General features: G+C 71.7%; 12 protein-coding genes, 1 tRNA gene and 1 pseudogene. 4 read left to right on the top strand and 10 right to left on the bottom strand.

What is annotated here, in order from left to right; translation table 11 throughout:
• Positions 1-9: 9 nt before the first annotated feature.
• Positions 10-1,095: an ABC transporter permease gene (locus M8316_RS15620; protein WP_250056070.1), complete on the bottom strand. Its 1,086-nt coding sequence runs from the start codon at positions 1,093-1,095 to the stop codon at positions 10-12.
• A 99-nt stretch (positions 1,096-1,194) separates the two neighbouring features.
• On the opposite strand from M8316_RS15620, the gene M8316_RS15625 reads away from it, so the two are divergent.
• Positions 1,195-1,773 (top strand): TetR/AcrR family transcriptional regulator, encoded by a 579-nt coding sequence (locus M8316_RS15625; protein WP_250056071.1) that lies wholly within the window; start codon positions 1,195-1,197, stop codon positions 1,771-1,773.
• 161 nt (positions 1,774-1,934) lie between these two features.
• Here the strand turns inward: M8316_RS15625 and M8316_RS15630 are convergent, their stop codons facing one another.
• The 3 genes and pseudogenes from M8316_RS15630 to M8316_RS15640 all read right to left on the bottom strand — a co-directional run.
• Positions 1,935-2,750 carry a CPBP family intramembrane glutamic endopeptidase gene (locus tag M8316_RS15630; protein ID WP_250056072.1) on the bottom strand — a complete coding sequence of 272 codons (816 nt, stop codon included), beginning with the start codon at positions 2,748-2,750 and terminating at the stop codon, positions 1,935-1,937.
• Positions 2,751-2,787: 37 nt separating this feature from the next.
• On the bottom strand, positions 2,788-3,144 hold the full coding sequence (locus M8316_RS15635; protein WP_250056073.1) for a hypothetical protein: 357 nt from the start codon (positions 3,142-3,144) through the stop codon (positions 2,788-2,790).
• 1 nt (position 3,145) lies between these two features.
• Positions 3,146-3,433: pseudogene (locus tag M8316_RS15640) on the bottom strand (HU family DNA-binding protein); the annotation flags it as partial.
• A gap of 120 nt (positions 3,434-3,553) precedes the next feature.
• Between M8316_RS15640 and rpmG the strand changes: the two are divergent.
• Complete coding sequence (rpmG, locus tag M8316_RS15645) at positions 3,554-3,721, top strand: 50S ribosomal protein L33 (protein ID WP_250056078.1); 168 nt, start codon at positions 3,554-3,556, stop codon at positions 3,719-3,721.
• Positions 3,722-3,827: 106 nt separating this feature from the next.
• On the top strand, positions 3,828-4,376 hold the full coding sequence (locus M8316_RS15650; protein WP_250056080.1) for a GNAT family N-acetyltransferase: 549 nt from the start codon (positions 3,828-3,830) through the stop codon (positions 4,374-4,376).
• A gap of 664 nt (positions 4,377-5,040) precedes the next feature.
• On the opposite strand, the gene M8316_RS15655 is transcribed toward M8316_RS15650, so the two are convergent.
• A complete protein-coding gene (locus M8316_RS15655) occupies positions 5,041-5,442 on the bottom strand; it encodes a hypothetical protein (protein ID WP_250056082.1) in 402 nt (133 codons plus the stop codon).
• A 55-nt stretch (positions 5,443-5,497) separates the two neighbouring features.
• Between M8316_RS15655 and M8316_RS15660 the strand changes: the two genes are divergently transcribed.
• Positions 5,498-6,783, top strand: a protein-coding gene (locus M8316_RS15660) for an IS3 family transposase (protein ID WP_250056083.1) whose coding sequence is annotated in 2 segments (ribosomal slippage) — positions 5,498-5,771 and positions 5,771-6,783 — 1,287 coding nt in all. Because the reading frame shifts where the segments join, the coding sequence is not laid out codon by codon here.
• A 378-nt stretch (positions 6,784-7,161) separates the two neighbouring features.
• Here the strand turns inward: M8316_RS15660 and M8316_RS15665 are convergent.
• The 5 genes from M8316_RS15665 to M8316_RS15685 all read right to left on the bottom strand — a co-directional run bounded on the left by M8316_RS15665 (position 7,162) and on the right by M8316_RS15685 (position 11,511).
• Positions 7,162-8,421, bottom strand: a complete 1,260-nt coding sequence (locus tag M8316_RS15665; RefSeq protein WP_250056084.1) for a hypothetical protein — start codon at positions 8,419-8,421, stop codon at positions 7,162-7,164.
• A 439-nt stretch (positions 8,422-8,860) separates the two neighbouring features.
• Positions 8,861-8,933, bottom strand: a tRNA-Ala gene (locus tag M8316_RS15670).
• A 250-nt stretch (positions 8,934-9,183) separates the two neighbouring features.
• Entirely contained in the window at positions 9,184-10,317 is a 1,134-nt protein-coding gene (locus tag M8316_RS15675; protein WP_250056085.1) for a SepX/GlpR family protein, read from the bottom strand.
• Between the two features lie 82 nt (positions 10,318-10,399).
• A complete protein-coding gene (locus M8316_RS15680) occupies positions 10,400-11,044 on the bottom strand; it encodes a GNAT family N-acetyltransferase (protein ID WP_250056086.1) in 645 nt (214 codons plus the stop codon).
• The gene (locus M8316_RS15685; protein WP_250056336.1) at positions 11,041-11,511 is read right to left on the bottom strand and encodes a MogA/MoaB family molybdenum cofactor biosynthesis protein; all 471 of its coding nucleotides are present in this window, start codon (positions 11,509-11,511) and stop codon (positions 11,041-11,043) included. Before M8316_RS15685 ends, M8316_RS15680 begins: the two co-directional genes overlap by 4 nt.
• Positions 11,512-11,582 lie beyond the last annotated feature (71 nt).

Here is an 11,582-nt window from a genome sequence, read left to right on the forward strand (position 1 = left end):
AGTCAGGGCTCAGGCCCCGTGGCCCTCCACCGCGGCCTCGAGCCGCCGCTCGACCCCGTGGTCGGGGTCGGCGTCGTGCGCGGACCCACCCGCGCGGCGCGCGTCCCGCGCCCAGGCGAGCAGCGCCAGGGCGAGTCCGCCGACGAGCCAGCAGAGCAGGACGACGACCGAGTGCGTGGCCCCGGCCCCGTCGAAGAAGGCCACGTCGCGCAGGAGGGTGCCGGTGGCGCCCGGCGGGAGCAGCTGGCCGAGCGCGCCCCACGGGCTGGGGAGCATCTCGGGGGCGCTGGTGAGCCCCGAGAGCGGGTTGCCCAGGAGCACGAGCGCCACCGCCGCCACGCCGAGACCCGCCCCGCCGAACGCGCTGCGCAGGCCGATCACCGCGAAGGCCGTGGCCGCCAGCCCGAGCATCACCGCGAGCGAGGTGAGCAGGTAGTCGCCGTCCAGGGTGCCGACGACGTACTCGAGCGCCGCGGTGAGGCCGAACGCGCCGACCACGGAGAACCCGGCGGCGGTCAGCATCCGCGAGCGGTGGGAGTGGGTGAGCGCCATGATCACCACGGCGGCGATCCACCCGCCCAGCGCCAGCGGGAGCGCGCCGGCGGCGAGCCCGGCTCCGCGGGGGTCGTCCTCGGGGAAGGCCCGCAGCTCGACGACGTCCGCCACCCCACCCTGGGCGACGGCCATCGAGGTGCCGACCTGCTGGAGCAGCGCGCTCACCTGGGTGCTGGCGGCACTGGCGACCAGGACGGTCACCGACCCGTCCGCGCCCGGCTCGAGCGCCCCGTAGACCTCGCGGTCGAGGATCGCGTCGCGTGCGGCGTCCTCGTCGTCGAAGCGGGTCACCTCGAAGCCGTCGGCCTCGACCCCGTCCAGCTGGGCCTCGATCGCGGTCGCCACCGGCTCGGGGCCGACGACGCCGACCGGGATGCCGTGCGCACCGGTGTTCGACGCGGGGAGCGCGAAGCACAGGAGCAGCACGACCAGGGCCAACGTCAGCCCGACGACGGCGACGACGAGCCGGCGCGGGCCGGGGCGCCCCTTCGTCGGTGCCTGCTCCACGACGGCGGCGGGAGCCGCGTCCTTCTCTGCCATGCCAACCTCCACAAGATACGAGTAGTTTCTTATTGAGCAGACGGTAAGGTGCCTTCACAAGAAACTGCAAGTTTCTTGTGGTGTGACGAGGGGGACGACGTGGGCACGGTGCGACGACGCGGCGCGGAGCTGGAGACCGCCATCCTGGAGGCGACGCTGGAGGAGCTCGCCGAGCACGGCTACGGGGCGCTCACCTTCGACGGGGTCGCCGCGAGGGCGGGCACCAGCAAGCCGGTGCTGTACCGGCGCTGGCCGTCGCGCTCGGCCCTGGCGTTCGCCGCGGTGCGGCAGGTGGCGACGAGCATCCCGGCCCCGAGCACCGGGTCGCTGGCCGGCGACCTGCACGGCGTCCTGGACGAGATGGGCGACCGGATGCCGTTGGTGCTCAGCCGCGCCAGCCTGCTCGGCCTGCTCTCCGACCTCACCGTCGAGGAGGCCACCGCCCTGCCGGTGCTCATGGCCGACGCCGTCAGCCGCATCCTCCAGCCGGTGGTCGAGGCCGCGGTCGCGCGTGGCGAGCTCGGGCCCACCCCGCTCGGCAGCGAGCTGCTGGCCGTCCCGCTGGACCTCGCCCGGCACGACATCCTGCTCCACGGCGCGCTGCCGCGGCCGCGCCGCGACCGCATCGTCGACCTCGTCGCCGCGCCCCTGTGGCGCGCGGCGAGCGGGGCCGGCTGACCCTCAGCCGGCGATCGAGGCGCAGGCGGTCTCCTCGGTGCGGAGGTCTCGAGGCTCCTCGCAGGCGCTCGTCGCACCTCGACCACCGGCCCGCGGTGATCGAGGTGCGAGGCCGTCCACGGCCGAGCCTCGAGATCCGTGCACCCGACCAGCAACCTCCGCTACAGCGTGGGTATCCAGTCGACGCGGCCGGCGAGCACGGCGTAGCCCACGAAGGCGCCGACGTCGAGCAGTGTGTGGGTGACCACCAGTGGCGTGACGCGGCCCCACCGGCTGTAGAGGGTGCCGAAGAGCAGGCCCATCACCAGGTTGCCGACGAAGCCGCCGAGCCCCTGGTAGAGGTGGTAGCTGCCGCGCAGGAGGGCGGCGAGGCCGATGGCCGCACCGGTGCCGAAGCCGAGCTGACGCAGTCGCACCTGCACGAAGCCGAGCACGAGGAACTCCTCGAGCACGGCGTTCTCGGCGGCCGCCAGGATCAGCACGGGCACCCGCCACCAGGTCTCGCCGAGGCCCTGGGCGACGACCGTGAGGTTCGTGCCGAGGGCGTAGGTGGCCAGGTAGAAGATCAGCCCGACGGTGCCGACGGCCGCGGCCAGGGCGGCGCCCCAGCCGAGGTCCCTGAGCCAGCCGGCGCCCCGGAACCACACCTCGCGCAGCCGGTCGCCCGAGCGCACGAGCAGGTAGCCGGCCAGCAGCACCGGGATCAGCGCGAACACGATCCGCAGCAGCTGGTAGGTGAGGTCGAGCCAGGGCCGGTCCGGCGCGATCGAGGAGTTGAGCGTCGCCGCCTGCGAGGAGAGGCTCCCGGGCGCGGTCAGTGCCGCCACCAGGCTGACCACGGAGTAGACCGCCGAGCGGCCCAGCGAGACCAGCAGCACCAGCGCCAGCTCGCACCAGAGGAGGGCCTTCGCCATCTCGATGCCGGTGGACGTCGGCAGCACGTCGTGGCTGCTCAGCCACCGGTTCAGGCGGGTCACCCCTCCAGGATGCCCGGTGCTCCAACCGGGCCGGGACTCAGCCCTCGTCCAGCCACCGCTCCACCTGGCGGTAGGCCTCCGCCGTGGAGGCGCCGTCGACCGCGTGGGACGGACCGTGCGGCCGCAGCCCGGTGCGCGGGTCGCCCGTGCACCGCTGGAGACGCACGGACGGTGCGTCCGGGCCCCGGTCGCGGCAGCCGCCACGAGGGTGCACGCAGCCCGAGCGCACCAGGACGGCGCGGGGCGTGTGCGCCACGAGCGGGCGCAGGGCCTCGAGCGCGGCGGCGCCGCAGCCCCCGCAGGCCTCGTCGGCACACACCAGGACGGCGGCCAGCGGCTGCTCGGTCGCGTGCCGCGTCCTGCTCCCGGGGGTCTGCTCGGCGCCGCCGCCCACGTCAGCGCCCCTGCTGGGCGACGGCCTGCTTAAACGGCGCCGCCGGCTTGAACGCGGGCGCCACGGAGGCGGCGATCTCCATCGCCTCGCCGGTCTGCGGGTTGCGGCCGGTGCGCGCGGCGCGGGTGCGCGGCTCGAAGGTGCCGAACCCAGGCAGGGAGACCTTCTCGCCGGACGAGACCGCGGCGACCACGGCCCCGAACAGGGCGGCGACGGCGGCGTCCGCCTGGGTCTGGTTGAGCGAGGCGTCACGGGCGACGGCGTCGACGAGGTCCTTGCGGTTCATGGGGCTGCTCCTTCGGTTCCGGCACCCCGGGTGGGACGCCTGACCTCACCCTGCCACACTGTCGGGAATGATTCTCATTCCTGTGGTGCTGTGTCGCTGCAGGACCGACCACAGGAGGCACCCATGGCACGCAGCGGCGACGTCCGTCCGAAGATCAAGCTCCGCTCCACCGCCGGCACCGGCTACACGTACGTGAGCACGAAGAACCGCAGGAACGACCCCGACCGGATCGTCCTGCGCAAGTACGACCCGCGCATCCGCCAGCACGTGGAGTTCCGCGAGGAGCGCTGACGCGAGGTGTCGGGGCCTGGGCACCCCAGGCCTCACCGTTCGACGGGCGGGCCCACCGGGGAAACCCGGTGGGTCCGCCTCGTCCTGCTGCGGGAGGATCGGAGGCGTGAGAACCCCGTGGCCCTCTCGGGCGGGCGACCTGGTCCTGCGCCGGCCGCAGCCGTCGGAGCTCGACGACCTGCTCGCGCTGCGCAACGACCCCGCCTGCAACCGCTTCATGATGCGCACCCACGTCGAGCCGGAGACGTTCCGACGGGAGTGGCTCTCCCCCGGCGACGGCGACCACTCCTGCGTGGCCGCGCTCGACGGACGCGTCGTCGCCATCGGCTTCCTCGAGGTCGAGGACGGCATGGGCCAACCGGGCATGCCGCGGGGCACCCAGGGGAGCATCGGCTACCTCGTCTCGCCGGGCCACTGGGGCCGCGGCGTCGCCTCCGCCCTCGTCGGCGGGCTGCTGACGGCCGCGTTCGACCACCTCGGCCTGCGCCGCGTCACCGCCGGCTGCAACGCCGACAACCACGCCTCGGCCCGCGTCCTGGAGAAGAGCGGGATGCGGCGCGAGCAGCACGGCGTCGAGGACTCGTGGCACGCCGACCTGGGCTGGGTCGACGGCTACACCTACGCGCTGCTCGCTCGCGAGTGGCGGGCCCGCTGAGGCCGATCCCGCACCGCCCACCCGCGGGAACGACGAAGGCCCGCAGCAGACGCTGCGGGCCTTCGGTGTCGGTGGAGCTGAGGGGATTCGAACCCCTGACCTTCTCTCAGCGGTTCGGTAGCGCAACGAGTGACCACTGGAACCCATTCTATGCCTACTGACCTGCGGTTTCGGCGGATCCTGGGTGCCATCTGTGACCAGTTGGTGACCTCGCGAACCTGGAACGCGTCGGCAGGTTCGAGGTCCTCAACGTGCGTGATTCCTCCGGGAGGCGCGTGCGAGTTCTTGGGCCTGTGGACTGACGCACTCAACAGACACGAACCCGGAACCTTGGATGGGGAAGTGCCTGGTTCGTGCCTGTGTGCCCTTATCTGGTTGCGTACCCGCCGGAGAGTCGCTTGCCAGGGTCCTTCACGCTCACGACGTTGCCCACAAGCGTCAGCACCGGGACGCGGCCGTCTCCCGATGCGGGCAACCCGAAACCAGGGGGGTCCCTCCACCCCGCGCCCGGGATCTCGTTTCATGTCCATGCGCGCACACCGGCGCGCCGAGCGCGAAACAGTGGCGACCAGGCCCAATGAGACTTCGACGAGCGCGCCAGGAGCGCGAGGGACCTAAACCGGCATAGCCAAATCCAGACTGCCCAAGCAGCAGTGCTGCCTGACTAGTTGTCCCAGTAGAACTGGTACGGATAAACCGCGACGTACCGCGCCCCGTCACCCGTGGCGTAGTGGATGTTGATGGCGTTGTTCTTGCTCTCTTTCTCCCCGTCGACCTCGTCCTCGGGGGTTGGCCCGATCTGGAACGCCAGGACGACGCGGGCCGGGTCGGAGGTCGGCGTGGGGTCAGTGCCCGTGCCTCCGTCCGTGCCCGGCAGGCAGTAGTCGGACGCGTCGGGCCAAGTGTCGAACCGCGGCCTGGGACGGGTGATGGCCTTTCGGATGTCTCCCGGGGCCAGGCGGACGCCGGCCACGGTCAGCGGGGAGGCGCCCTTCTCGGTGATGAACTCGACGGAGAGGACCGCTACCGGCTCGGCTGCGTGGTTGGTGACCGGGATGATCGCCATCCTGAAGCGCCCCAGGTTTGATGCCGCATCCTTTTGAGTTGGAAGGATGCAGTACATGCCGAAGAAGTTGGACCCTGAGTTGAAGGCCAGGGCCGTGCGCCTGGTGCTCGAGCACCGCGCGGAGTACCCGACCAAGACGGCCGCGGTGCTGGCCGTGGCCAAGCAGACCGGGGTGGGCAAGGAATCGCTGCGGCGCTGGGTGACGCAGGCCGAGATCGACGGCGGCGACGCCCCGGGCGTGACCACCGAGGAGAACGACGAGATCAAGCGGCTGCGCGCAGAGAACCGCCGGCTGCGCGAGGACGTGGCCATCTTGAAGGCAGCCACAACTTTCTTCGTGGGGGAACTCGACCCCCGCAACCGCTGATCGTCGCCTTCATCGACGACCAACGCGCCCAAGGGCACGCGGTCGAGTCGATCTGCCGGGTCCTGCGTGAGCGAGGACTGGCGATCGCCGCGCGCACCTACCGGTCCTGGCGACAGGCCTCCCGCCAGGTCGCGGGCCGCACAATCACCGATGCCATGGTGGTCGACGCGGTCCGGGACCTGGCCTGGACCAACGACGAGCGCGCCGGGTCCCGCAAGCTGACCCCCGAAGGGCTCTACGGGCGGCGCAAGATGACCGCGCTGGTGCGTCGGCGCCGGCTCCCGGAGGCCTCGGCCGGCAGCGTGGACCGGGCGATGCGACTGCTCGGGCTGTCCGGGGTCCGACGCGACAAGAAGCTGCGGACCACGATCCCGGCCAAGGACGGCAAACGTGCCGGTGACCTTCTCGATCGCGACTTCACCGCGGCCGCGCCGGACAAGGTCTGGGTCACCGACTTCACCTACGTGAGGACGTGGGCCGGGTGGGTCTATGTCGCTTTCATCGTGGACGTCTTCGCCCAACGGATCGTGGCCTGGCACGCCGCCACGGCCAAGGACGTCGAACTGGTCATGACACCGCTGCGGATGGCGATCTGGCAGCGTGACCACGACGGGCGCCCAGTCGTCGGCGAGGAGCTGATCCATCACTCAGACGCCGGGTCCCAGTACACCTCGATCAAGTTCACCGAGCACCTCGACATCGAGGGCATTCAGCCCTCGATCGGAACGGTGGGGGACGCCTACGACAACGCCCTGATGGAGACCCTTAACGGGCTCTACAAGGCCGAGTGCATCCGCACCACGGTCTTCCACGACGGCCCCTACAAGACCGTCGCGGACGTCGAGTTCGCCACCGCCGGATGGGTCGACTGGTACAACCAGCGACGACTCCACGGGTCGCTGGGGATGATGACCCCGGTGGAGTTCGAGAACGCCCACTACGCGGCCCTCAACCGAGAGCCGCAACCCGCATAGGAGCGGCAGAGAACCTTGGGCGCTTCATCTGCTCCAGCGGGGCTCCCGGCTCGCGCTGCATACCGAGGCCGAAGACGCGGCTGTTCGCGTCCTGGAGCGGCCCTCCCTGCTGCTCGTCGCCGGCAGGTTCGGTGAACTCGGCGCAACTGGTCCCCTCGAACCTCTGCTCCCATGCGCTCAGCGCCTGACTCGTCGCCGGACTCGTTGTGGGCGTCGGCTCCGAGCTGCCGCTGTCACAGGCGACGAGCGTCCCGGCGGCGAGTACCGCGGTGAAGAGGGCGGAGGCTCTCCTCACCGCGGCCCGGCGCACCGACCGGGCGCCTCGTGGCTCTGGGGATTGACGGCCGACCGGGCTGGTCGAAGCGTCGTGGGGCACGTTCAGTCCTCTCGGCAGCTGACGACGTCGGTGTCTCCGTCTGTGCGACATCCCCCACTGCCGGTCTTGTCGCGCAAGTTCATGTAGAGGGCAGCGCTTTCCGTGACCAGGTCCTCGTTCCCGCCGATGCAGTACCGGTGCCGCCTCTTGGTCTCCTCGAGGATGAGCTTGACGTAGGTGTCTGCTCCGTAGGTGACCGAGACCTTCAGGCTGCTTCCGCCGACGCCACCGGAGACGCCGTTCGTGTACTCGACGCCGTCGGTGGTGATGTACTCCTTCTTGCTGCGGGTGCGGAAGAACCACCCTCCGTCGCTGTCGACAAAGCAGCCTCGGAACTGGGCCGCCTTGGAGGTCACCTTGCCTGTCCACTGCCCGGAGGACTCCGCGACGCAGTCCATGTTGAATCCGCCGGCGTAGGGGTTGTACGACGGGCAGGTGTAGCTGTTGGTGACTTGAATCTGCGGGTGGACGGTGACCGCACGGTTCGGCTTCTTCGCGGTTGAGTTCAGCTCTTGGAGACTCCCGAATCCTGTCTCGCCGCTGAGGGAGACCTCGCCGGCGATGGCGCCCTTTCCTCCGTCGACGCCGACTGAGGCTGCGATGGTCGCCTTCGACTTGGCGCCGTAGTAGTACTGCGCGGTCACATGCGGGATGGCCTGAACGAACATGACGCTGGGGTTGACGATGGACGAGTGTCCGATGGGGTCGCCGGTGGCGACGCCGCGCCCGGCGGTGCGGCTGGCGCTGGAGTACGTACGCGAGGGCACGAACTTCCCACCCACCTTGGTCGTTTCCCGCGCGACCCGTGTGGTGATGGTGCGGACGTAGGTGGTCCCGTCACCCTTGCGGGCGAGGATGTCGATGTTGAGGTGACCGTTGTGGTTCGCGGCGTACTGCTTGAGCGTCTTGGTGCGGCAGAAGCTGCCGGAGTAGAAGCCCCTCTTGTTCGAGCGGAACCCACCGAGAACAGTACCGTCCTTGTGCAGCATCATCAGGACGCGGTGCCGTTTGAGCTTGGCCCCGTCGCGGCGGCGGGCGACGCCCTTGACGGTGATCTTGTTGTCGGCGCAGCCGCGCAGCGCGGCTTCTGGGTAGGTGGTGCCCTCGGCGGCGGTCGAGGTGGTGTCCGCCGCGGCTGCGGAACCAGCCCCGGTCAGGGCTGTGAGGGCTAGGGCACCGCCAAGGGCAGCTGCCGTGATTCGGCGGCACACGGCCGAACTGCTGCGTTTGACGGACGCGGAGGGCGTGGTGATGTGAGGCACGCTTTTCCTTCCCGAGATGTACCCCCCACACTTTCCGTCAGGGCCGACTTGAAACGTCGCTCTGCGGGATTGTGGAGGAAGCAGGGACCGTACTGGACCGGCCATTTCTCCGGGGAGCGACTGACTGGTGCGTCGAGGGCGTGTCAGATGGTTTGTGTAGGCGGCTGGAGCGTGACCCGAGTGGTCACCGCAGCCGGCGAGTCCGGGGCCAAAGCTGAGGCGGCCCTCAAGACCCGCCTCAGCGAACGTGCGGCCGCCAGGCGTGACAGAAAGGGCCCCGCACCGATGCTGTGCAGGGGGCCTTCGACGCCTCCCTGACAGTGCTCCGGGGCAGGTCTGAGGGTGATTTCGTCGAGTTTCCGTCGAGTGGGCCCCAAACGGACGAGAAACGGCGAAGGGCCGCTCACCTGTTTCCCCAGGTGAGCGGCCCTTCTGTCGGTGGAGCTGAGGGGATTCGAACCCCTGACCTTCTCATTGCGAACGAGACGCGCTACCAACTGCGCCACAGCCCCATCGCGCCTTGCGGCGCGGTCACAGACGTTAGCACCAGGCCAGGCCGGGCCCCGAATCGGCACCCCTGCCACCAGCCGCGCGCTCCCCCGCGATGCCTCGCGATGCCCTGCCGCTGAAAGGTGCTGCCGACTCACCGCCGAGTCGGCAGCAAGCTACTCCCGACTCGGCGGTCGGACGGCCCGGGGAACGGCACCGGCGCCCTCCTGGTGAGGAGGGCGCCCGTGGCGAGGGAAGGTGGGGAAGCGCGAATCAGGAGCCGAGGGCACGGCCGTGCCCGCCCTGGCCCTCGTACCCCTGGCGGCGCGCACGCTCGGCCTCCTCGGCCTCGCGGGCGATGGCGGCGTCGGTCTCGGTGCGACCGGAGGTCCACACGCCGGTGGACTCCAGGTCGAGCTCGGAGACGGAGCGCTGGGCGACGGGCTGGCCGACGTAGCCGGGCACGTGTTCGCGCACGGGGTTCCAGGTGCCGTCGGGGTTGATCGAGCCGGGCTCGACGTCCACGACGACCTGGTCGCCCTGCACGCGGACGACGGCGACCTCGCCGGTCTCGGGGTCGACGGTGGTGCGTGCGACGACCTCCTCGTCCTCCTCCGCGGCCTGCTCGGCCTCGGTGGTGGTGACGACGGGGATGCGCGCCAGCGGCCCGGAGATACCGGTCTCGCGGCGCACCATCACGCGGCAGGCGACCAGCCACGCGACGAGCAGGACGACGGGTGCGGCCACCCAGCCCCAGTGCAGCGCCGGCGTCGCGGCGAGCACGCCGACGAGCGCGAGGACAGCCACCAGGGCGATCAGGACGCGGCGGCGCCGGCGCGCGGCACGGTTGGCCGCGTCCCGGCGCTGACCGGCGGTCATCGCGTCGCGGCGGGCGACGAGCAGCTCGGCGGCCACGAGGCGGTCGTGGGCGCGCTGTGCTCGGCGCTCGGCACGGGCCTCGGCCCGGGCGGCACGCTGCTCCACGGCCGCGGCCCGCGAGCCGGCGGCCGCGCGGGCGGTGGCCATGGTCGCGCGGCCCGTGGCGGCCACGGTCGCAGCACCCATCGCGGCACCGGCGGCGCGGGCGCGGGCCATGACGACACCGCGGTCGCCGGCGGCCTCGCGGGCCTCGTCGCTCTCGGCCGGGTCAGCACCATGGAGCGGGGAGTCCGGGTCGGTCGTCTCGTCGAGGACGACGGCGTGCTCCACCGTGTCGTCGTCGAGGTAGCCGGCGTGCCCGGCGGGGGCAGCGGCGTGGTCCCGGCGCGCAAGCACACGCATCGTCTGGCTGAACCGCTCCGCGGAGCGCGTCCTGACGACGTCCTCGTGGTGCTTGAGCGCCTTGGGCACCAGGTAGGCGGCCCAGGCCACCGCCAGGGCCACGAAGATGAATGCGCTCAGGTCCACGCCACGGACTCTAGGGTCGACGGCGCACACGTACCCGCATGTCAACAGGTGTGTCGGAAATTGCTGGTGTGACGGATGTGGTTCACAGCCGCTCGGTGAGCACCCGCACCAGCAGCCCGGTGGTGGGCACCTGCTCGCGGGTGATCGCGTACAGCCGGTGGTCGCGCCAGTCGCCGTCGATGTGCAGGTAGCCCGGCGCGTAGCCGATCTCGGGCAGCCCGAGCTTCTCCACCACCCGCAGCGAGTTGGAGTTCTCGGGCCGGATCGCGATCTCCACCCGGTGCAGCCCGAGCCGCGCGAAGCCGTGGTCGAGCACCATCGCCACGGCGCGCGGCATCACGCCGCGGCCGGCGAAGCGCCGGTCGAGCCAGTAGCCCACCGAGCCGAACATCGCCGAGCCACGGACGACGTTGTTGATCGTCACCTGGCCGGCGAACTCCCCGCCCACCTCGATCACGAACGGGTAGGTCGTGCCCTGCCGCGCCTGGCGCCGCAGGCTGCGCACGAGCGCGTCGAAGGTGGTCGGACGGGTGTCACCACCGGGCGGCACGGTCGCGTCCCACGGCGCCAGCCACGCGGCGTTGCGCTCCCGTGCGACCCGCCAGGCCCGCGCGTCCTGCCGCTGGAGCGGACGGCAGAGCACGTCGTCGTGCTGGAGCCGCACCGGCCACCCGCCGGGGCGCACCCCCTGCGGACGCCCCAGGCCCGCTCCGAGCAGGTGGCTCAATGGTCGCTCCCGCGCACCTGGGCCACCGCGTGGGGCAGCACCTGCTCCAGCACCGCCAGCGCGTCCTTCACCCCGCCGCGGCTGCCCGGCAGGTTCACCACCAGGCACTCCCCCGCGACGCCGGCCAGGCCCCGCGAGAGCACCGCCGTCGGCACGCCCTTGGCCACGCCGGCGGCGCGGATCGCCTCGGCGATGCCGGGGACCTCACGGTCCAGCAGCGGGCGCGTCACCTCGGGGGTGCGGTCGGTGGGGGTCAGGCCCGTGCCGCCGGTGGTGAGCACCGCCCGGGCGCCGGCGGCCACGGCGGCCGCGATCGCCTCCCCCACCGGCTCCCCGTCCGGGACGACGGCAGCAGGCCCGACCTCGAAGCCCAGACCGGCCAGCGCGTCGACGATCAGCGGGCCGGTCGTGTCCTCGTAGACACCGGCCGCGGCGCGGTTGGACGCGACCACCACCGCGGCCGGCAGGCCGGGCACGGCGCGCTCGGGGGCCGGCGGGGGCGTCGGGGTCTGCGTCACGGTGGACAGTCTGCCCGCCG

The sequence above is a fragment of the Nocardioides bruguierae genome (genome assembly GCF_023554635.1).
In the GTDB taxonomy this organism is placed as follows: Bacteria; Actinomycetota; Actinomycetes; order Propionibacteriales; family Nocardioidaceae; genus Nocardioides; species Nocardioides bruguierae.

What these genes read in the sequence shown, in the direction of transcription:
- M8316_RS15620 (WP_250056070.1), bottom strand. Translation starts at nt 1,095, where the DNA reads ATGGCAGAGAAGGACGCGGCTCCCGCCGCCGTCGTGGAGCAGGCACCG.
- rpmG (WP_250056078.1), top strand. Translation starts at nt 3,554, where the DNA reads ATGGCACGCAGCGGCGACGTCCGTCCGAAGATCAAGCTCCGCTCCACC.
- M8316_RS15655 (WP_250056082.1), bottom strand. Translation starts at nt 5,442, where the DNA reads ATGGCGATCATCCCGGTCACCAACCACGCAGCCGAGCCGGTAGCGGTC.